General features: G+C 40.4%; 19 protein-coding genes, 1 pseudogene and 1 riboswitch. Of the genes and pseudogenes, 5 read left to right on the top strand and 15 right to left on the bottom strand.

Annotated elements, in window-relative coordinates:
- The first annotated feature begins 4 nt into the window (after nucleotides 1-4).
- Nucleotides 5-1,195, top strand: a complete 1,191-nt coding sequence (locus F7732_RS09865; RefSeq protein WP_151573718.1) for an MFS transporter — start codon at nucleotides 5-7, stop codon at nucleotides 1,193-1,195.
- 81 nt (nucleotides 1,196-1,276) lie between these two features.
- Here the strand turns inward: F7732_RS09865 and F7732_RS09860 are convergent, their stop codons facing one another.
- Nucleotides 1,277-1,972, bottom strand: coding sequence for a copper homeostasis protein CutC (locus F7732_RS09860; RefSeq protein ID WP_151573717.1), 696 nt, complete (start codon nucleotides 1,970-1,972; stop codon nucleotides 1,277-1,279).
- A gap of 5 nt (nucleotides 1,973-1,977) precedes the next feature.
- Nucleotides 1,978-2,982, bottom strand: a complete 1,005-nt coding sequence (locus F7732_RS09855) for an asparaginase (RefSeq protein ID WP_240056590.1) — start codon at nucleotides 2,980-2,982, stop codon at nucleotides 1,978-1,980.
- 243 nt (nucleotides 2,983-3,225) lie between these two features.
- On the opposite strand from F7732_RS09855, the gene F7732_RS09850 reads away from it, so the two are divergent.
- Nucleotides 3,226-4,689, top strand: coding sequence for a M20 family peptidase (locus tag F7732_RS09850; RefSeq protein ID WP_151573715.1), 1,464 nt, complete (start codon nucleotides 3,226-3,228; stop codon nucleotides 4,687-4,689).
- Between the two features lie 39 nt (nucleotides 4,690-4,728).
- Here F7732_RS09850 and F7732_RS09845 read toward each other — a convergent pair whose 3' ends face one another.
- From F7732_RS09845 to rbsK, 6 genes are all read right to left on the bottom strand, one after another.
- Nucleotides 4,729-5,349, bottom strand: a complete 621-nt coding sequence (locus F7732_RS09845) for a nitroreductase family protein (protein WP_151573714.1) — start codon at nucleotides 5,347-5,349, stop codon at nucleotides 4,729-4,731.
- Nucleotides 5,350-5,863: 514 nt separating this feature from the next.
- Nucleotides 5,864-6,604: an amino acid ABC transporter ATP-binding protein gene (locus tag F7732_RS09840; RefSeq protein ID WP_066442124.1), complete on the bottom strand. Its 741-nt coding sequence runs from the start codon at nucleotides 6,602-6,604 to the stop codon at nucleotides 5,864-5,866.
- Between the two features lie 26 nt (nucleotides 6,605-6,630).
- A complete protein-coding gene (locus tag F7732_RS09835) occupies nucleotides 6,631-7,401 on the bottom strand; it encodes an amino acid ABC transporter permease (RefSeq protein ID WP_151573713.1) in 771 nt (256 codons plus the stop codon).
- Between the two features lie 80 nt (nucleotides 7,402-7,481).
- Nucleotides 7,482-8,336 (bottom strand): transporter substrate-binding domain-containing protein, encoded by an 855-nt coding sequence (locus F7732_RS09830; protein WP_066451267.1) that lies wholly within the window; start codon nucleotides 8,334-8,336, stop codon nucleotides 7,482-7,484.
- A 103-nt stretch (nucleotides 8,337-8,439) separates the two neighbouring features.
- A riboswitch (Lysine riboswitch) is annotated at nucleotides 8,440-8,623 on the bottom strand.
- A gap of 96 nt (nucleotides 8,624-8,719) precedes the next feature.
- Nucleotides 8,720-9,277: a nitroreductase family protein gene (locus F7732_RS09825; RefSeq protein ID WP_151573712.1), complete on the bottom strand. Its 558-nt coding sequence runs from the start codon at nucleotides 9,275-9,277 to the stop codon at nucleotides 8,720-8,722.
- A 133-nt stretch (nucleotides 9,278-9,410) separates the two neighbouring features.
- Complete coding sequence (rbsK, locus tag F7732_RS09820; RefSeq protein ID WP_240056589.1) at nucleotides 9,411-10,298, bottom strand: ribokinase; 888 nt, start codon at nucleotides 10,296-10,298, stop codon at nucleotides 9,411-9,413.
- A 147-nt stretch (nucleotides 10,299-10,445) separates the two neighbouring features.
- Here rbsK and guaC point away from each other — a divergent pair, with 147 nt between their 5' ends.
- Entirely contained in the window at nucleotides 10,446-11,429 is a 984-nt protein-coding gene (guaC, locus tag F7732_RS09815; RefSeq protein WP_151573711.1) for a GMP reductase, read from the top strand.
- Nucleotides 11,430-11,614: 185 nt separating this feature from the next.
- On the opposite strand, the gene F7732_RS09810 is transcribed toward guaC, so the two are convergent.
- From F7732_RS09810 to F7732_RS09795, 4 genes are read right to left on the bottom strand one after another with little or no spacing between them, the layout of a single operon-like run.
- On the bottom strand, nucleotides 11,615-12,370 hold the full coding sequence (locus F7732_RS09810; RefSeq protein ID WP_151573710.1) for a PHP-associated domain-containing protein: 756 nt from the start codon (nucleotides 12,368-12,370) through the stop codon (nucleotides 11,615-11,617).
- A gap of 18 nt (nucleotides 12,371-12,388) precedes the next feature.
- Nucleotides 12,389-13,213: an energy-coupling factor transporter transmembrane component T family protein gene (locus tag F7732_RS09805; RefSeq protein WP_240056588.1), complete on the bottom strand. Its 825-nt coding sequence runs from the start codon at nucleotides 13,211-13,213 to the stop codon at nucleotides 12,389-12,391.
- Nucleotides 13,188-14,894 (bottom strand): ABC transporter ATP-binding protein, encoded by a 1,707-nt coding sequence (locus tag F7732_RS09800; protein WP_240056587.1) that lies wholly within the window; start codon nucleotides 14,892-14,894, stop codon nucleotides 13,188-13,190. Before F7732_RS09800 ends, F7732_RS09805 begins: the two co-directional genes overlap by 26 nt.
- A gap of 26 nt (nucleotides 14,895-14,920) precedes the next feature.
- Entirely contained in the window at nucleotides 14,921-15,802 is an 882-nt protein-coding gene (locus F7732_RS09795; RefSeq protein ID WP_151573708.1) for a DUF8171 family membrane protein, read from the bottom strand.
- A 158-nt stretch (nucleotides 15,803-15,960) separates the two neighbouring features.
- Between F7732_RS09795 and F7732_RS09790 the strand changes: the two genes are divergently transcribed.
- Nucleotides 15,961-16,791, top strand: coding sequence for a MurR/RpiR family transcriptional regulator (locus F7732_RS09790; RefSeq protein WP_151573707.1), 831 nt, complete (start codon nucleotides 15,961-15,963; stop codon nucleotides 16,789-16,791).
- A gap of 84 nt (nucleotides 16,792-16,875) precedes the next feature.
- Here the strand turns inward: F7732_RS09790 and F7732_RS23425 are convergent, their stop codons facing one another.
- The 3 genes and pseudogenes from F7732_RS23425 to F7732_RS09780 all read right to left on the bottom strand — a co-directional run bounded on the left by F7732_RS23425 (nucleotide 16,876) and on the right by F7732_RS09780 (nucleotide 19,643).
- Nucleotides 16,876-17,694, bottom strand: coding sequence for a methyl-accepting chemotaxis protein (locus F7732_RS23425; protein WP_420837691.1), 819 nt, complete (start codon nucleotides 17,692-17,694; stop codon nucleotides 16,876-16,878).
- Nucleotides 17,695-17,817: 123 nt separating this feature from the next.
- A pseudogene (locus F7732_RS23420) lies at nucleotides 17,818-18,702 on the bottom strand (cache domain-containing protein); the annotation flags it as partial.
- 371 nt (nucleotides 18,703-19,073) lie between these two features.
- Complete coding sequence (locus tag F7732_RS09780; RefSeq protein ID WP_151573705.1) at nucleotides 19,074-19,643, bottom strand: DUF6434 domain-containing protein; 570 nt, start codon at nucleotides 19,641-19,643, stop codon at nucleotides 19,074-19,076.
- A 194-nt stretch (nucleotides 19,644-19,837) separates the two neighbouring features.
- On the opposite strand from F7732_RS09780, the gene F7732_RS09775 reads away from it, so the two are divergent.
- Entirely contained in the window at nucleotides 19,838-21,253 is a 1,416-nt protein-coding gene (locus tag F7732_RS09775; protein ID WP_151573704.1) for a sodium/glutamate symporter, read from the top strand.
- Nucleotides 21,254-21,570 lie beyond the last annotated feature (317 nt).

Raw genomic sequence — 21,570 nt, 5'->3', positions numbered from 1 at the left:
CATTATGAAAAATCAAAAAGCAGTATTAGTCATCCTTCTTAGTAATGTTTTCATTGCTTTTTTAGGGATTGGACTCATTATTCCTGTTATGCCATCATTTATGAATATAATGCATTTGTCAGGAGCGACGATGGGCTATCTTGTCGCCATGTTTGCTGTTGCCCAGCTTGTAATGTCACCGTTCGCCGGGCGCTGGGTGGACCGGTTTGGGCGGAAAAAAATCATTATTCTCGGACTCTTCTTATTTGGGGTATCTGAGCTTATCTTCGGTTTAGGCGAAAGTGTGCCTGTCCTTTATCTATCAAGAATATTAGGCGGGTTTAGTGCAGCCTTTATCATGCCTGGTGTTACTGCATATGTAGCCGACATCACGTCCCTGAAAGACCGGCCTAAGGCTATGGGCTATGTATCTGCGGCTATTAGCACTGGATTTATTATTGGCCCTGGAATCGGTGGGTTTATTGGAGAATATGGTGTACGGCTTCCCTTCTTTTTTGCAGCTGGCATTGCTTTTGCAGCCTGTATTCTATCGGCCTTTATATTAAAAGAGCCGCTTTCTAAGGAGAAGCTTGCTGAATTAGCAAACAATCAGGCACAATCTAATTTCTTCTATGATCTTAAAAAATCACTTCGGCCCTTATACTTTATTGCCTTTTTAATTGTATTTGTACTTGCATTTGGCTTATCTGCCTATGAAACAGTTTTCAGCTTATTCTCAGATCATAAATTTGGATTCACACCAAAAGATATTGCGGGCATTATTACGATCAGTTCCATCTTTGGTGTTATCTTTCAGTTATTTTTGTTTGGGAAATTAATCGATCTGCTTGGAGAAAAGAAGCTAATTCAGCTTTGTTTGATCGTTGGTGCTGTTTCTGCATTTTTATCAGCCGTTATCTCAGGCTATTTTGCTGTTTTAGCTGTCACATGCTTCGTTTTTCTTGCTTTCGATCTCCTGCGTCCAGCCTTAACGACATTCCTGTCTAAAGCAGCTGGAGAGGAGCAGGGCTTTGTGGCCGGCATGAACTCAACATATACGAGCCTCGGTAATATTGTGGGTCCAGCTATTGGCGGGATTTTATTCGATGTGAATATTCATTACCCTTACCTCTTCTCAGGTGTGGTCATCATAGTTGGACTTCTCATTACGGTCATCTGGAAAGAAAAGCAGTTTTCACAGAGTTTAGCGAAATAAATGGACGTACCTCTGTATGGAGCTTAGTGAGGTTAAAACATAATAAAAGGCATAGCGGAACATACCGCTATGCCTTTACTTTTAAGCACCTGCTCTTTTACAGAGCTCCTTAAATGTTTGAAGCAGTTCCACATCGATTTCATGCAATAGGCTTCTATTTTTCCGTACTCCTGAGCCAACATGAATTTCACGAGGTGAAACACCCTTTAAAAAATCCTCGATATTCTCTGGTGTTATGCCTGATCCCGGCATAATCGTCAAATGGCTGTCTTCACAAGAATTTATCAGCTTCTGCAGCTGTTCTTTAGCCTGAGGAGCTTTTTCTGCTCCTCCAGATGTTAAAATACGTGATATCTTTTTGTAAGTCTTTAACACTTCTAATGCTTCCAGCTGATTCTCCACTTGATCAAAAGCACGATGATACGTGACATCCAGGCCTTCTGCATCTTCCAGCAGAACAGAAAGAGCCTCTTCATCGACTTTATTCTCTGCAGTTATTGCTCCAATCACAATTCCTGCTGCGCCAATATCTCTGCATGCTTTGATATCTGATTTCATGATCGCTAAATCCTGCTGTGTGTATGTAAAACTCCTGCTATGCGGGCGGATCATCACACTGACAGGAATTGAAACAGCATGGCAAACCGCCTCAATCAAGCCATAGCTCGGGGTAAGACCGCCTTCCCCTACAGCTGTAATTAACTCAATTCGATCTGCTCCGGCTTTTTCTGCTAAAATAGCATCGTTTAGCGTATCCGCAATGACTTCAATCAACATATGTTTTATAACTCCTTTAATTGAAAAACTTCATGGATTGTGCCTACTTCATGGCCTGAATCATTTTTCACTGAATTGGGCTTAAGTGCTCTCAAATTCCGAATGGTTTCTTTATTGCTATAGTCAATCTGCTCTAGGATAGAAGCAACAATATTCGGCCACACTTCTTCAGATCCATTGATTACCTTTAAAGCAAAACCAAGGCGCTCTCTTCTTAACCCAAAGCAGTATACACCCTGTGCTCCCCCTTTAGCAAAGATATTATCGTCCTGAAGCAGAATAGAGCAAATAAAATGATGGGAGGCAATAATATTTGGCTCCTTGTTCATGATCGCCCCGAGCCTTTGAACAGCGGATCTTAGTGCGGAGTCTTTAATCATATCTGGACATGCCAGTTTTAAATAAGTTAAAGCCATATTTTCCAGAGGGATCGCCAATACTGGAACGCCACAGCCGTCCGTCCCTGCCTTGATTAGATTTTGAGGCACTTCTGACAGCTCAGAAAAAATGTCATTGATTTGCTTCTGCAACGGGTGCTCCTGTCTCCAATAGCCGCTCACCTCATATCCTAATTCCCTGCAGACAGCGGCAAAACCGATATGCTTGCCTGCACAATTATGATAGAGACGCCGTTTTTCTTTGCCTTCTCGAAGCATTTTCTCATAAGGTCCCTTATTTAAAGGATAGGACGGGGGACAGAGCAGTTCTTCCTCCTGAACAGGCAACTTATTCAGCAATGACTCCAGTGCTGCAATATGATAATGCTCTCCGCGCTGAGAAGCGGCAAATAGTGCGGCTTCTTCATCTGTTACCCCATATTTGTCAGTGATATCTGTTAACAATAGAGGCAGTGCCTGAATTGGCTTAGCAGCTGATCGAAAGAAAACATTCTGCTTGATATCTCCAAATTTGCGGACTGTTTCTTTCTTGTCGTTTACACCTGCAATAATCCCAAAATGGACATTCTCAACACTTCCATTTCTTCTTTCTTCAATGATGGCATGATGCACGAAGATTCCCCTTTTCTGCTGTTTATTACCTATCATACTATATTGCCTGGCATATTTTCTAACCAGCCTATTCAAGCATATATTCCTTAGTGTAAACGAAGTATTACTAAACTATAAGTTGTTTGAGCAGCCCAGACCCGAAGATAATACTTGTCTTAAAAAAAATAATAAAAACACATAATAGAATTCTAAATATTTAAAAAATAATATAAAATAACATAAAAAGAGTTACGGGGGTTCTGTATGGGAAGATGGAAAATGATTTTATTAATAGTTGGTATCTTTTTGCTCATATTCGCCATTGTTACAGTATCACGTACCTTTATGACTGAGTCAAGGCAGCCTGAACCAATGAAGACTGAAGTGACAATTGATGAAGACAAAGCTATACGTCATTTTTCGGAAGCGCTTACCTTCAAAACAATATCCTATCAAGATCGAAATGCCTTTGATTATCCAGAGTTTGAGCGCTTTATTGATTTTTTAGAAGACACATATCCGGCTGTTCATCAGCAGCTGGAGGTAGAGAGAGTAAATGATTATGCGCTAATTTACAAATGGTCTGGAAGCGAATCCGGCAAAAAACCAATTGGTTTAACCAGTCATTATGATGTGGTCCCTGTTCTTGAAGGAACCGAAGCAAATTGGGAGCAAAGTCCATTTAGCGGTACTGTTATAGACGGCGAAATATGGGGGCGCGGCACCTTAGACGATAAAATTGGGGTAATTGGGATTCTTGAAGCTGCAGAACATCTTTTAGAGGATGGCTATGCACCGAAAAGAGATGTGTATTTTATGTTTGGTTTTGATGAAGAAATAGGCGGAGATGAAGGTGCCGCTGCGATTGTCGATCTGCTTGAAGAACGAGGAGTGTCATTTGATTTTGTTCTTGATGAAGGCGGAGCGATCGTGGAAAATATGGTTCCTGGCGTTGAACAGCCTGTTGGTGTGGTAGGTGTGTCTGAAAAGGGTTCGGCTACTGCTGAACTGACGATTTCCGGAAGCGGAGGGCACTCTTCTCAGCCAAAGGATCATACCAATATCGGCCGAGTCGCCAGTGCGATTGCAAAGCTTGAGAATACTCAATTTAACGCAGATTTGCGCGGTCCAGGTGAAACCTTATTTGAATTTGCCGCACCAGAAATGAGTTTTGGAATGCGATATGTGTTTGCAAACAAGTTTATTTTTGAACCGATCATTGAATCCATTTTACTAAAACAGCCAGCTACTGCCGCATTAATTCGAACGACCATTGCACCAACGGTTTTCCAGGCTGGTGAACAATATAATGCGCTGCCTGAACAGGCGACGGCCATTATTAATCTTCGTGTCATGCCAGGCGAATCGCTTGAGGATGTGAAAAAGTTTATTGAAGAAACCATTGATGATGATGAGATTTCTGTGTCGGTATCAGGCAGTGAAGCAACTAGCGTGTCTTCTACAGACAGCTGGCAGTTTCAAACCATCCAGCAGGCTGCCCGCAATGTCTACAGCGATGCTGTTATGGTTCCATACTTAATGTTTGCCGGATCAGACGCAAAGCATTATGACCGTATCGCTGATAATACGTACCGTTTTCTGCCCGTTCTCATCACCTCAGAGGATTTAACAAGGATGCATGGCACAAATGAACATGTCAGCATTGATAATTATTTGAATGCTATTGCTTTTTATATGGAGGTTATGAAGGAAAGTGATCGAAAATAAAAACTGCCCAAGAATGTCTGATCATTCTTGGGCAGTTTTTTATTTCCATTGTGCGATTGTATCGACAGGCAGACGGTAAGATTGGTATCCTTCTTCATCTGCTTTACCAATTGAAATAAGCATAATTGGTACATATCTGTCCTTATCCATATCAAACGCTTCAGCAATTTGATCCTTTTCAAAGCCGCCGATTGGGTTCGTGTCATAACCATGCGCTTTTGCTGCAAGCATAAGCTGCATAGAAACCAGACCGCTATCAACAAGCGTAAGCTCTTTATTGATTTGCTCTGGCAATGTGGAATAAATTTTTGAGATTGATTGAATTTGGCGCTCCTTTACTTCCTCAGGCATAATGCCAAATTCAACTGATTTTGTGAAGATTTCTTCCGCATACGTATGACTCTGCAGATCAGCGAATACTGCAATCACCGCAGAAGACGTTTGCACTTGTGATTGATTAAATTTAGCAAGCGGCGCAAGCTTTGCCTTTGCTTCCGGGCTTTCAATCACAAGAAAGCGCCAAGGCTGCAAATTAAGGGATGAAGGAGCTAAGCTTGCTTCTGTTAAAATTTCCTCCATCTCTTCCCGGCTGATTTTCACCTCAGGATCATATTTTCGAATTGATCTTCTGCCTTTTAAAACATCCATAAAATGGGTCATAACAATTCTCTCCTTATGTTTAATTTCCAGGCTGCAAACGTTGTTTGATAACTCCCCAAGCAGTGTGTTATTTTGATCCTTGATAGGTCAATGTTTAATAATTCCAATATATATTCTTTCCCTATAGTGGTCAAAAAAAGTGCTCAATGGGGAAAGTAATAGGAAATCCACTGGTTTTGATAGGAAATTCAATAAGTTTATTAGGAAAATAATTATGTTTGATAGGAAACTATTGAATTATTTGCATATTTATACAAGAACGTTCCATTGCGCTTCGGACCCTCGCTTTCCGCGGGGAGCAAGCTGAGCCTCCTCGTCACTCCGTTCCAGCGGGGTCTCACCCTTTGCTCTTCAGCCCCCAGGAGTCGAGGCCTCCGCTCCATTTCACTCATGTTTGAATGATATATGATCAATTAACAAATAAAAAACCGAATGATTAGAAAATGTTGTTTTCTAATCATCCGGATGTATAACTAAGGCTGAATACTTATGTCCAAGTCTTTTCTCCAACATCTTATACAGTCTTCAATGTCCTTTTTAAGAACTCTCTTGTACGCTCCTGGTCAGGATTGTTAAAGATTTTTTCTGGAGGTCCTTCTTCCGCGATGACGCCTTTGTCCATAAATACAACACGGTCAGAGACTTCTCTAGCGAATTCCATTTCATGTGTAACGATTAACATGGTTAAGCCTGTTCCGGCGAGCTCTTTCATAATTTTTAATACTTCGCCAACCATTTCAGGATCTAACGCAGATGTCGGTTCATCGAAAAGCATTACATCTGGTTCCATTGAAAGGGCACGTGCGATAGCAACACGCTGCTTTTGTCCGCCTGATAAGTGGCGCGGCTTGGCATTAATGTAATTTTCCATCCCTACAACACGCAAGTATTTGCGTGCAATTTGTTCCGCTTCTTCCTTTGAACGCTTTAATACCTTTATTTGTCCGACCATACAGTTATTTAATACATCATGATTATTAAACAAGTTAAATTGCTGAAAAACCATCCCAAGCTTTCGGCGGTATTGGTGGATATCATGACGGTCGTCCAAGATATTTTCTCCATTATAGATAATCTGACCGCCGCTTGGCTTTTCAAGTAAATTTACACAGCGCAACAGTGTTGATTTTCCCGAGCCTGAAGAGCCGATAATTGTAACAACTTCACCTTTTTCCACAGAAAAATGAATATCCTTTAAAACCTCATGCGAACCAAATGATTTGCTTAAGCGCTGGATTTCAATGATTGTTTCCATATATGTTCCTCCTCTCAGTCAAGAAATTACATCCCTTTATTGGCTTTCTTTTTCATATCTTCTGCTGTTTCAACATGCAAGTTATTGCCGATAACAGTGTAGTTATCCGGTCCCTCGAGTTTGCGTTCAAAGTAGCGCAGGATGAGAGTAATCGCAAACGTCATAATAAAGTAAATGATACACGCGACAAAGAATGATTCGAAATAGCGGAAATTATTGCCCGCCACCGTTTTCGTCTGGAAAAATAATTCTGTTACAGAAATAACACTTAATACAGCCGTGTCTTTAATATTAATAATGAATTGGTTCCCTGTTGCCGGCAAAATATTGCGGATTACTTGCGGCATAACTACATGTATCATGGTCTGCAAATGATTCATGCCGATCGCCTGCGCCGCTTCATATTGGCCTTTATCGACCGAAATAATGCCTCCGCGCACAATTTCAGCCATATATGCACCTGTATTAATTCCTACTACCACAATACCCGCAATAATCGGGTTCATATGAAAATTAAAGGCAAGTGCAGAGCCATAAAAAATGACCATTGCCTGTACAATCATTGGCGTGCCGCGGAAAAATTCAATATAAATGGTTAAAATGGCATTGATCAGTTTAAGCAGATTCTTTTTTATTCCTTTTTCAGGAGCAGGTATTGTTCGAACTACTCCTGCCAGCAAACCAATGAGCGATCCAATAATCGTTCCTGTTAAAGCGATGACTAACGTCCAACCAGCTCCGCGCAAAAACATCGGCCAGTTTGACTGTATGATTTGTATCATCCAATCGAGACTCATGGTGATCCTCCTTTTTTAATGAATATGTCAAAAAAGAAGCCGGCTACATGTAATGTCATGCAGCCGGCCGTGCAGCGTTATTAGTTAGCTGCTGGCTGATTTTTAATCGCCTCATCCATAATTTCTACACGCTCTTCTTCAGAGATTCCTGCTAAAATTTCATTGATCTTTTCAGTTAGCTCGCTGTCTTTTGCAACACCTACAGCAATAGCTGTATCGTCCTCAGATGTTTCAAAGCCTTCTGTAAATTCAACCATTGCAAAGTTTTCATTTGCAGAAGAAGCACTCACACCTTCAGGACGCTCGGAAACATAGCCGTCAATTACGCCAGATTCTAGCGCAACACGCATAGCAGGGAAGTTATCCATTGCCGGCTGCTGTTCAACGCCATCAATTTGTTCAATAACTGAGTAATGGAACGTATTCAATTGAGCCGTTACTTTTGCACCGCTGAAATCTTGAATAGAAGTGGCATTTTCATAGTCTCCGCCTTTTTTCACTACCATGACAAGGTCGGATTTATAATAGTTGTCTGAGAAATCGATTGTTTGCTTTCTTTCTTCAGTTGGTGACATCCCTGCGATAATTGCATCAATTTTATCAGAAGTTAAGGCAGGTACAAGACCATCCCACTCCGTTTTAACGATCACTAGCTCTTTCCCTAAGCCCTCAGCGATTTTTTTCGCAATTTCTACATCATAGCCGCCTGCAAATTCAGCGTTTCCATCAATTTTCACACCGCCATTTGCATCATCCATTTGTGTCCAGTTAAAAGGTGCATAACCTGCTTCAAGACCTACACGGAATACATCCTTCTCCGTATCAGACTCTGATCCTGATCCCGCAGAACCCTCATCTGAGCTAGTTCCGCACCCTGCTAAAAGCAATACTGCCGCAAGTGCCAATACACTTAAAAACGATAATTTTTTTCTCATATTTTTCTGGCCCCCATTTTTTCTTTTAATAAAAAACAAAAAAGACCTGAGATGAACTCAGGTCTTTGTATACATAGTTAGCCTAAATCCTCCACTTTTCCCTTAAAGAGATAGCACACCTCGAGTAAACCGGGAAGTTTACCGAGACAGTCCTGCAGCTCTTAACTGCAGACCCAGCATCCAATACTTGAGCATATTGCACACTTCGGCGGGATTTCCTTCTTTTTAGCATCATCGCTGCTCACGCTCAACTAAAAACTATTAAATACCGCACCTCTACCTCACCGAAAAGTGAGGTTTATTCAATTTTCATATAATCATAGGCTACAATAAAACATATAGTTCTGTCAACTAAGCAAATATTGACAATATATACTGAACATCTACTCTGTTATAATTTCAAGCTTTTCCCTGATAGAGGTCCTCGGTTTGGCTTCCGGCACATGCTCAGCATATCCGATCATCAATGTGCCAACGATCTTTTCACCTGGCTGCACACCCACCTTTTCACGGAACACCGGATTGTAAATCCAGTCATTTGTACGCCAAATCATGCCAATTCCTCTAGCCCACGCTGCAAGCTGGAAGTTTTGAATAAATGCCGAAACGGCACCGTAATCTTCGTCCCATGTTTTTTGACGAGGATCTTCAGGCATAATGACGACTAGATGTATGGGAATTGATCGGAAATACGCTGCTTTTTTTGCTGCCTTTTCTGCCGCTTCCTCTCCTGTGCCTTGAGTTGCTTTAAAAGCTTCTATAAATTTTTCTTTTCCTTCCCCGCTATATAAAAGAAAACGCCATGGCTCCGTCATTTTGTGATTTGGCGCCCATTTTGCTATCTCCAGCAAGTCAATGATTTCCTCCAGATCTACTGGCTTCTCCTGAAACTTCTTGATGGAGCGTCTTCCTTTAATCAATTGGTCAATACTTTGCTGCATTTCTCCTCATCCTCTCTCATTATTCCCCTCTTCTTATAAGCGTAATTTAAATTGATCTTTTAGGCAATTTAAGCGATCTTTTGGGGGTGTGGTACTGTGATTAATTCATCTTGACTGATTTATCTATTATGATCTACTTATTCAAATCCGACCTGCTTGGCATTCCTGCCTGGGCACCAAGTTTTGTTACAGAAAGACCTGCTGCTTTAACGGCAAATTGGCAGGATTCTTTTAAAGGCAAGCCCTCAGAAAGGGCAACTGCTAAAGCACCGGTAAATGTATCCCCTGCTCCTGTGGTATCAATTGCATCCACTTTTAATGCAGGTATCGAGACTCTTTCTCCTTGATCAAAATACTCCGCACCGTCTTTTCCTTTCGTGATAACCAGCTTTGAGAGAAGATTCTCTCTGTTTGCAAATGCTGAAAACAGCTGGTTAGCCTCCGCTTCATTTGGCGTAATATAAGTGATTTTACCAAGCCATTTTTCTGGTATGTCATGATAAGGAGCAGGATTGACGATCACATTTACATTGCCTTCAGCAGCTATTTCTAATGCTCTTTCTACCGATTCAAGCGGAATTTCAAACTGAAGCAGAAGCCAGCTGCTCTTTAAAATCTCTTCTCTATGCGACTCAACTATTTCTGGTGTAATTCTCTTATTCGCTCCAGGCACTACTATAATTTTATTATCGTTATTCCAAACTGTAATACTGGCTATCCCCGTTTTTTCATTCTTCAGCCTGCGAATATGCTTTATATCAATCTGATGGCCTTTTAAATGGTTTATATATTGTTCACCAAATAAATCGTCTCCCACACAGCCAATCATTTTTACTGGCGCTCCCAGTTTTGCTGCCGCAACCGCCTGATTAGCACCCTTTCCTCCTGGCACTGTAAGAAAGTTTTCTCCCAGTACAGTTTCGCCTATTGCAGGCTCTCTGTTTGTAATTGTAACAAGATCCATATTCATACTGCCGATTACAGTGATCATCTTCATTCTCCCTTCAATTAGTAAAAACATGAAGAATTATCTCCACTCTACTGTAAAGAATAAGTTAAATAAAAGTAAAAACCTTTGACAACTGCAAAAAATTCCTGTAAATTACCGTATGTACGAACATTTAATAACTAACACAATAATAATATTCGCTTTTAGGAGTGTTGAACCTTGGATAATGTATTTGATTACGAAGATATTCAGTTAATTCCTGCAAAATGCATAGTAGATAGCCGTTCTGAATGTGATACATCTGTTAAATTTGGCAAGCATACATTTAAGCTGCCTGTTGTGCCTGCGAATATGCAGACTATTATTGATGAGAAAATCGCTGCTTATTTAGCTGAAAATAATTATTTCTATATTATGCACCGCTTTGAACCGGAAACACGTATTGCATTTATTAAAGATATGCATTCTCGTGGTTTAATTGCCTCAATTAGTGTTGGGGTAAAAGAAGAAGAGTACGGCTTCATTGAGCAATTAGCGGCAGAGAAGCTTGTGCCGGACTATATTACAATTGATATTGCCCATGGTCATTCAAATGCTGTAATCCGTATGATTCAGCATATTAAGAAGCATTTGCCTGAAAGCTTTGTCATCGCCGGGAACGTTGGAACACCTGAAGCGGTAAGAGAACTTGAACATGCTGGTGCAGACGCAACAAAAGTCGGAATCGGGCCCGGGAAAGTTTGCATCACAAAGATTAAAACTGGTTTTGGCACTGGCGGCTGGCAGCTTGCGGCATTACGCTGGTGTGCAAAAGCAGCAAGCAAGCCAATTATTGCTGACGGCGGTATCCGTACACATGGCGATATTGCAAAATCAGTCCGCTTTGGCGCTTCAATGGTCATGATCGGCTCTCTTTTTGCGGGGCACGAAGAGTCTCCTGGGGATACGGTTGAGAAAGATGGAAAGCTCTTTAAAGAGTACTTTGGCTCTGCTTCAGAGTTCCAAAAGGGAGAAAAGAAAAACGTAGAAGGCAAAAAAATGTTTGTTGAGCATAAAGGCGCTTTGCAGGACACATTAACCGAAATGGAACAGGATCTGCAATCCTCCATCTCATATGCTGGCGGAAACAAACTTGAATCCATTCGCACTGTTGACTACGTGATCGTGAAAAACTCTATTTTCAACGGTGATAAAGTTTATTAATACTGTGATTAGGCCAGGGAGATGGATCACCTGGCCTTTTTATTTTGGATTGTGCAATTTGGATGAAGGCTATATCTGTAATTTTTTTGAATAAAAAAAGCAAAAGCCCGCTTGTCACCTACTGACTAGACCGGCTTTTGCTGCTTCCGTTGTAAAATGTGGAACACGATCTGTTCTCTCGTTTTTTACACGGTTAATGCCTCTTTCATTTTTTTCTTAACGATTTTAGCTGCATTAATTTTTGTGTGAAGATTTGGGGCAATGGAGCGTTTGTACTGGTTTCCTTTAATTGCTTCTCTTATTTCCTGGGCAGTGCTAAAGTCTCTTTCAAATACGTTTTTGACAACTCCAATGTGGATAGGGTGATGGGAGTCGCTTCCGCAAACGACTGGAATGTCCAGCTGTGCTGCAAATGCCAGAACCTCTTCCATCATTTCTTCAATCCCATGCTCATGCATATCTTTTCCATTCAAATCAAATGCATGGAACCTTTTGAGCAGAGCAGGATCGTGATGATGCAATGGTGTTGTTTCTCTTAAAGGATGGGCACCAATCATCAGCAGGTCATGATGCTCACCTAAGTCCAGTAAGTCAGGAAGAGCGATAAAGGATTCCTTATTAGTATGGAAATCAAGCAGTCTGCGGATTTGCAGAAGCTTCTCTTTATGTCCTACGAATAAAATATGACCTGTTTCGTAAACATCAATCTCCATTCCTGTAAACACTTTAAAGCCATCAACATCGTAATAATCATCTATATAATCAAAGTGCTCATCGAGCTGCTCGTAGATTTCATAGTAATTTTTCGTGTTAAAATGCTCCGTCATTGCGATTGCAGTCAGCCCTGCTTCTTTTGCATTCAAAATAACCTCTTTCAAGAATTCAATATCAAAATCCACTCTCTTTGCCAGTTTTACATGTGTATGAAAATCAATGATCATGCTGAATCTTCCTTTCTATTAAAGCGGGAATTGATATCCCACTATGTAGATCAATGCTGTTATCAGTGTACTAATTCCTATAAAATAGTAATCATATTTTGTCATTTTTAAATAATTCAATTTGATATCTTTTGCAATATTATTCTCCAGCGTATAACTAAATCCTCGTACCTCTAAAACCTCTACTGTTGTTCTGGTCCGCTTTGCTGTATTCAGCATCATCGGATAAAAGGCCATGATACACATTTTGATATAGTAAAAGACATAACGGCTGTAAAGGACTCCTGGTTTAGCCGGCAGTTTCCCTCTTAATCGGAAGGAATGAATAATGTTCTGGTATTCCTCGATTAATATGGGCAGCATACGATAACCATATGAAACGCCAAAGCTAAACTTTCCTGGTACCCCTAATTTAAGAAGTGCGTCACTGAACTTTTCTGGGTCCATACTTGTAAAAACAGCCATTGTCGCTAAGGAGACCGTAGCCACCTTCATCGTCACTGGAATAACAGCAATTAAGACTGTAAAGCTATTGCCTAAAAACATGGCGGCAAAAACCAAATACGTAAACTGCGAAATAACACCAACAATCAGAAGGAATATAAGCAGCGGGCTTACTCTCGACATATAGGCAAGTACTGCCGTAAATAAGGTCAGCCCAATTAGGATGGTCTGATTATGTGTCAGCCATGGAATGATTGAATAAATGAGCACCCACAGAATCAGCATACGCGGATCCAGCTTAGCAAGCGGAGTTGGTTCATTACCATATGCTGTTCGCATGAGTTCAATTTTAATATTTTCAACGGTCAGCTTGCTAAAGAACTTTTGAAAAACACTCACTTGCAGATTCCTCCAATTTGATTCTTCTTAAAAAGCCGTCAATCGTGAGTTCAACCGGGTGGATCTTCAATTCATGACATAAAGAAACGATTTGAGGCTCAACCAGTGAGGCTTCCTTTAAAAGAAACTGGTTTGAAAATAACTTCTGCGGTGTTGTATCAGCGATGATTTCTCCGCGGTTAAGAACAACCACCCGCGTTGCCCACTCAGCAACAAGCTGCATATCGTGGGTGGCAATCACAGCGGCCTTGACCGAAGAGTCCAGCTCCCCGAGCATAGCAATCATTTCTTTCCTTGTTGCAATGTCCAGGCTTGCTGTCGGCTCATCTAATAAAACAACCTCAGGCTGCATAGCCAGTCCGATGGCAAGGGATGCTCTTCTCTGCTGTCCCCCGCTCAATAAGCGTCCATCCCGATGCTTCAGCACTTCTAGGTTAAACTGCTGAACAATTTGATCCGTAATCTCCTCCTGGGCAGGGTGATTGCGCACTTTAAGGAAGAAGGATATATCTTTCCGGATTTCATCTTCAATGAACATCTCTTCTGGATTCTGATAGATATGGGCAATTTTCTCAGCTCTTTTTTCAGGAGAAACCTTTTTAAGAGAATCCCCGTTATAAAAGACATCACCCTGCAGCGGTTTAATCAGACCGGAAATAAGCTTGAGTATCGTTGACTTTCCCGCCCCATTACTTCCTACTAAGGCAATTCTGTCACCTGTCTGAATTTGAAGCTGAAGATCTTTAATAACAGGTACAATCTTGCGGGATAAGGTTTTATAGCCATAATGTACTCCATTGAATTCAACAATTGACTGCTGTTTTTCAGGAGAGACAGTAAACGGCATACCTTTCTCATGAATGGTGTAGTTTTCAAACCAGCGGCCCGCTTCCTCTATTGTCACAGGCAATTGCTCTGACAGAGGGCGTTCATGAAAGGCTGCCATTGTTACTTGAGGAGGATGTATATGTTTTTCTGTGAGCTCCTCAACCGAGTTCAATGCCTCTTTCACAGGCTTCTTCCACTTAACACTTCCTTTTTCCATCAGCATCACATCTTTGCAGTAGTTCGCAATAAATTCAGTATGATGCTCAATGACAAGAATCGTTAAACCTAATTCGGAATGCAGGTATTTTAACTTTTCGTACAATTGTATGGCATGCGCAGGATCCAGCTGTGCTACAGGTTCATCAATAATTAATACCTCAGGCGTAAGGGCAAGTGCACCTGCTAAAGCTACAAGATGCTTTTGCCCCCCGCTTAACTGCCAGACATATTCATCTGCTAAATGAGTGAGATCAAGAAGTTCCAGTGCCTTCTTGCCTCTTTCCATATAATCCTTATATCCGTAATTTAACGGAGAAAAAATGACTTCATCAAGCACCTTTGGACGAACTAACTGATTCTCAAAATCTTGATATACATAAGCAACTTTGCTAGAAAGGGATGCAACATTTGAAGCTGCTGCATCCTCTCCATTAATAGACATTTTCCCTTCAAAATCTCCTACATAATAATAGGGGATTAGGCCATTTATCACTTTGCAGAAAGTAGATTTACCTGCCCCATTTCCGCCTATGATAGCCGTAAATTCATGTTTTACTATTTCGACAGAAACATCCTTTAATACCCATTCTTCTGCCCCAGGATATCGAAATGAAACATTTTCAAATAGAATCATTGGAACTGCCCCCATCTGACTTGTTATTATGCTGCTTGATCAAGATCAGCTGTTCCGCTTCCTTTTTTGCGAACCAGTTTATAGATGATAAAGATTGCTCCAGCTGCTAAAATCCCCCATGCGCTATAGCCAATCCATTTTTGATCATCTGCAAACTGATTAATAAAATCGGCTGACCAGAAAGCTAAGTTCATATCCATCTCAGCAATAAACTCGGCAATCATACCAACAAATGTTAAAATCACAATCGCTGCAATTAACCCAGGTGTAATATAAGAACCAATAGATGTTTCTACTTTCGCATCACGCGGACGCATACCTAGTAAAGGTTCAATTTTTCCATATAATTTTGGTGTTAAGATCAACGTAGGAATAAGACCGACTAACACACCTGTAATGACCATTTCATTTAAAAAGCTAACACCTTCTAAGACGACTATACTTTCAGGCAATCCTGGTACGGCATCAAAGCCTTCTACTCCAAACCAGACCTTCCCGATATCAACAATTGTGCTGAGGAGCTGATCAATTCCCACACCAACAAGAGATGCAATCGCAAGCTGAACCTTGCTTAACGGGTTGCGGACAAGGAGACCGGCAACATAAATGGCAAGCGTAAATTCAATAAATCCTTCAATCTCACCAATTCCGCCAAAATCGCCCATTAGCAAACCTGCGAAAACGATATTTCCTACTGAAGCACCGACTGCAACATAAAGCGGATGAAATAAAGCTGCTAAGATGAGTGGAATAAAAGCAAAATAAGAAATAGAAAATTCAATTGGCCCCACTTCATTTGATGGAAGCAGCTCCGTAATCATTTTCGATAATCCAAATAAAGACATAGACAAAACAAATACCATCATTTTTTGTGACTGTGTTAACTTTCTTTCCTTGTTAATACTCATTTTCTTCACTCCCTTTTTTGATCTTGCCTTCAGTATAGAGATGGTTTGTGAAGATAGTTTTAAGATAATGTAAAATTAATATCTTTTTTATTTATATGTAATTTTTATTTCATTTTTGTAGTATACTCAGATTATGAAGATGAAGGAGGGCGCAGAGATTGGTAGATTTCACAAAGCAGCAGCTTTCAAAAAGCCAGCAGATTATTGCTGACTATATACAAAAAAACATCGATAACGTACCTTTTATGAATGAACTGGACATTTCAAAAGCTTGCGGGACAAGTGTTGCCACTGTATCCCGCTTTTGGAGTGCTGTTGGTTTTCAAAATTTAAAGGATTTTAAACAATATATTAAGACCGCGGCAAATCAAGTGACACCAGCGAGCAAAGTAGAGGCATCTCTGAGAAAATATGAAAACGGCTATACGCCGTTTATGCTTGATAGTGCACTCCACTATTTATCGGACACAAAAAAGCACTTAGCAGATCAAAGTTTTCAGCAATCGATTGAAAAAATTGCAAATGCGGATAACATTCATTTATTTGGAGCAGGATCTTCCCAAAGTCTTGTTTCGCTATTCGCCTTTCGTCTTAAAAGATTTAATAGTAATGTATACACCTTTAACTCAAGCGGCCATGAGATATTTGAGGATATGATTCATATGAAAAAAGGGGATGTACTCTTTCTTTTTGGTTTTGTACAAGCATCTGTTGAAATTAATGTCTTGCTCGATTACGCCAAGAAGAAAGAAATCTGCACCATTTTAATGACAGATATGCTGGTATCTCCATTGCTTGAACAAGCCACTTATACCTTGTATACAAGCAGGGGTGATGTGGGTGAGTTCCACTCTATGGTGGCTCCCATTGCTTTAATTGAAAGCATTGTTGTAAATGTAGGAAAGCAAATGGGAGATCAAGCCTTAGATAAACTGCATGAACTGCATCAGATTCGAAAGGATTATCATGATCGGCTGCCCCGAAAGTAGACCAGATAAAGACAAGTACTAATCAGAATCACATAACGACAAAAAGCTAATTGTCTGCATTCGGACAATTAGCTTTTTTTAATTTTATAATTTGAATTTCGTTACAGCATTTTGCAGTTCCAGGGCTAAGTCGCTTAAGTTTCGTGCAGATGAAGACATCTCTTCAATTGCTGCTAATTGTTCCTCGGCTCCTGCAGCCACTTCTTGTGTGCTTGAAGTAGTTGTTTTTGTAATAGTAGAGATTTCATTAAAGGAAGCAGAAACCTCCTCTGCCGCAGCTGATATTTCCTCTGACGTTGCCGACATCTCTGAAATATGATCAGCCACATCTTTCGTAAGCTCGACAATTTCCATAAAGAGCTCTCTTGTATCTTTTGCAACGGTTACACCACTTTGGACTTCTTCAATCACACTTTTCATCGATTTGCTTGATTGTTCAATATCATACTGTATTTCTGTTATGATATTTGAGATTTCTTTTGAAGATCTCTGTGATTCCTCAGCAAGCTTACGGACTTCGTCTGCTACAACTGCAAATCCTTTGCCATGCTCTCCAGCACGCGCTGCTTCAATAGCGGCATTGAGGGCAAGTAAGTTTGTCTGATCAGCTATAGCAGTGATTGCATTCAAGATCTTAGTGATATCCTGTGAACGAACGATGAGTGATTGTGTCAGTTGATCTGATCCAATCACCGATTCGTGGATCGCGTTCATTTGCTGTATTGTTTTTTCTACAGATCCACTGCCTGCGCCTGCTTTATCCAATGTTACATTTGACTTTTCAGTGATTAGAGCAGAGGCTTCGGCCATATGCTGGATGCCTTGTGCGACTTCATCAAGTGCCTGTACACTTTCAGAAACCATTTCCGATTGAGCTGAAGCACCTTCTGCAACAGTTTGCATGGACTCAGCAATTAACATGCTTGTTTGGTTGGATTGGTCTGCACTTGCTGCCAATTGTGCCGATGTGGAGGCAGTCTGCTCAGATCCCTCTTTTACCTGCAATATTAACGAGTGCAAATTCTCTTTCATGGTACTAATATCTTTTGCCAGTATTCCAAGTTCATCCTTTGAGCGTATTGCCAGCTTTTCTCCGGTTAAATCACCTGCTGCAATGGTTTGAACTTGTCCTGTTAATTGTTTAATTGGCTTACTGATTCCATTCGCAATGAGAACAGCTGCTAGAGTAATTAGGATAAAAGCAGCAATCATAATAATGATCGCTATGTTTCTAATGCTATCCGTAACTGCTAAAACAACATCTAAAGGTGTAAATAAGTAGATGCCAAATCCTCCAGCTTGCAATGGGGCATAAGAAACTAACAGATCTTCTCCATTTTCTTGAACTGTTTTTGTCCCGCTAGCTGTTTTCCCCTCTTGTAAAAGATTCGCTAAATCAGCAGAAAACGCGGCTTCATCCACCCTTTTCCCAACTAAATCTGTTTCAGGATGATATTGAATGACATTTTCCTGATCAATTAAGACAGGATATGTGCCATTATTTGCTCCTTCTTCATCTTCTAAAAACTGCTGCACAAGACTTTCAAAATTAACGGAGGCAGAAACTACGCCAATTACATCTCCCTGCTGGGATGTAATTGGCGTAGCAACAACAATGATCCGATTTCCTGTTGCTTTCGATACGATTACATTTGAAATCGTTTGCTCTCCCTTCATCCCGTTTATAAAATAATCCCGGTCTGATAAATCTAATGTCCCGACATTACTTGCGGTTGTATGGGCCTCAACGATTCCATCCTTTCCAGTGACAACAACTGTCTCATAATTTGGATCTTGTTCTTTTACAACACTCATTATCTGACTGCGTTCTTCTAAATCTCCATTGATAATGGCATTTGATTTTGAAATAATCGTTATTTCATCTAATCTCTTTAAAATCCAATCTTCCATGCTTGAAACTGTATTCTCTGTTTCCGCTCCTAACCACTCTTTCTCATTTGAAACAACTTCCTTACTGCTTGTTTCATAAATAAGGTAAGAAGCAGCTGCAAGAGGAATTAATCCAATTAATAAAAAGTATAAAATAAATTTAGTGCGAATGTTTGCTGATCTTGATGCACGTTTTTTCATAGATTATTCCCCTTTAAATTTTCTAAGCTGTAGCTTACTTTACATATCGGTGAAATTTAAAATAAATTCACTAATATGCCGAGGTTTTTGTGGGTTTTTTTATTACCAGTTTCTTCATCTATAAAAATATCTATATTAGTATAATATATGACCTGATATAGAGACGCTAAGCACTTCATTAACTTTACTAGTTAAGAATTAGGTTCATACTTGTTGCTGCCAGGACGCTTTTTGATTTCATTCCACGCTTCGATTGCTTCATTGCGGCTTCTTCCTCTGTTTCTTAAATCAGAAAAGTAGTCTTGAATAAATTGATTATATTCAAACTGAGGGGCAATAGCCTTCTTATAAGAAGGGGCTTTCTTTCTTTTTTCTTCCTCATGCCAGGCATCTGCAGCATCACGATATGTTTTTCCAATATTACTTTTAAAGTAGTTTTGAATATATGTAGAAAAATGAAAATTTGCTATAACACTCTTAAAAAAGGCTCTTACATCCTGACTGCAGCGATGATTTTCTGTAATAACAGTATCAAGACTCAAATCACCCTTTGACTCCGCTTTCTTTCTTATGTTTGAATTTCTACCAGGTTTTCTGACCTCTCCAGTCTGAAGATAGATTTCTATTCTCTCAGCAATCTCCATTTTCGAACCTGAAGCACTGATGCCATTTTCCCTGCAAAATGTTTGCAGTTCAGCTTTTAGCCAATAGTACTCTTTAAAAGTATCAATATTTATACCCTTCGTAAGAACTGGTCTCAAAAGAATTCGCCTCCTATAACGATTTTACTTCATTTTAGAACAAATGTTCCTTTTTTACAATATTATCCTTTATCATGAGTTTTTCTCTAGAATCCCACTCTGCTTTTGATTACTTGTTCACAAAGGTGTTTCAGCCTTAATGAAAAAGGTATTAACACTATAAGCAGTTATTTGGGAAAGGGTGATTTTTTTTCATGTCTTTAGGAGTTGCTGGTTTTGCGCTTGTTCTTTTGGCAATTTTACTTGTTCTGGCAATGTGGGTTCGGTTGAAGATTAGTATTCTGCAAAAGTTGTTTTTACCGGCATCACTGATCGGCGGTTTTCTCGCTTTGCTTCTGGGTCCTGAGGTGCTCGGCCGACTCGTAAGCAATCTTGGTTTCAGCCGTTTAGAGTCTGGTTTATTTACAGAGGAAATTGTGGAGGTCTGGGCAGATTTGCCGGGACTGCTGATTAATGTGGTTTTCGCATGCCTATTTATCGGAGTTTCCTTGCCGAAACCAAAGAGAATCTGGAAAATTGGCGGACCACATACTGCATTAGGCTACACTATTTCTTTAGCTCTTTATGTTGTTGGAATTCTGCTTACTATTACAGTTATGACACCTCTTTTCGGTTTAAACCCTGCAGCTGGCGCCTTACTCGAAATCAGTTTTGTAGGCGGTCACGGCACGGCTGCAGGTCTGCAAAGCACTTTTGAAGAGTTAGGATTTCCAGAAGGATATGACCTAGCGATCGGACTTGCTACAGTAGCGATATTATCTGGAGTTATAATTGGGATGGCTTTAATCAATTGGGCAGCACGAAAAGGAAAAACAAAGATATTGGATCATCCCGATGAAATCTCTGTCGAGCAGCGCTCTGGCATTATTAAAGAAGAAAATCGGGAAGGTGCCGGTCTTAAGACGACTTCACCTATGTCTATTGAACCGTATGCTCTTCATCTGGGCTTTATTGGGATTGCTATTTTCATAGGATATATTTTATTGGAAGGTTTCATCTGGCTGGAGGAAGCTACATACGGAAGCGCCTATGATGTTTATTTATTTCAGTATGTGCCGCTCTTTCCCTTTGCCATGCTTGGCGGAATCCTCCTTCAACTTTTACTTGGACGGTTCGATTCTCATAAACTGACAGATCGCGAAACCATTAATCGCATCCAAGGTGTTGCGCTCGACTTTTTGATTATTAGTGCGATGGCGTCTCTCAGTCTCCAAGTAATTGGAGAGAATCTGCTTCCGTTTATTATTTTCGCTGCAGCCGGAATTATGGTCAATCTACTATTATTCTTGTATCTTGCTCCCCGAATGATTCCAAATTATTGGTTTGAACGGGGGATTGGAGATTTCGGCCAAGGAGTAGGTGTGGCTGCAACAGGTATCATGCTGATCCGAATTGCTGACTCAGACAATAAAACACCTGCACTGACTGGCTTCGGCTATAAGCAAATTCTATTTGAGCCCATGCTCGGCGGAGGCCTTATCACTTCGGCCGCTGTCCCCTTTATTATTCAATTTGGCGCTATCCCTGTTCTAATTGCAGTCACACTCCTGATGATTGGCTTTTGGTGTTTAGGCGTGCTGTATTTTGGCCGGAAAAAAGAGGAAGAATGAGAGCTCTTCTCTTCATTCTAAAACAACAATGGATATTTAGATCATTCTCTACTAAGAGGATGGGACAAATCGAAATTAATATTTCTAAAACACGAATATTCAATATCTTAGTTTCGGTATTTAATCAAGTCCGTTCCATTGCGCTGCGGACCCTCGCTTTCCGCGGGGAGCAAGCTGAGCCTCCTCGTCACTTCGTTGAGGGCACTGATTTTCTTATAATTTATGTTTCTTGTTTAACCCAGTGGGAATCTATACTGAATTTTATAAAGTAAAAAAGCCATTTTCTGTCTTTTATCAGATAGAAAAGTGGCTTTTTC

This window comes from Bacillus mesophilum, assembly GCF_008923265.1.
GTDB classification, from domain to species: Bacteria; Bacillota; Bacilli; order Bacillales; family Cytobacillaceae; genus Cytobacillus; species Cytobacillus mesophilum.
Note: the sequence above shows the minus strand (reverse complement) of the source record. Positions and strands in the feature narration are given on the sequence as shown.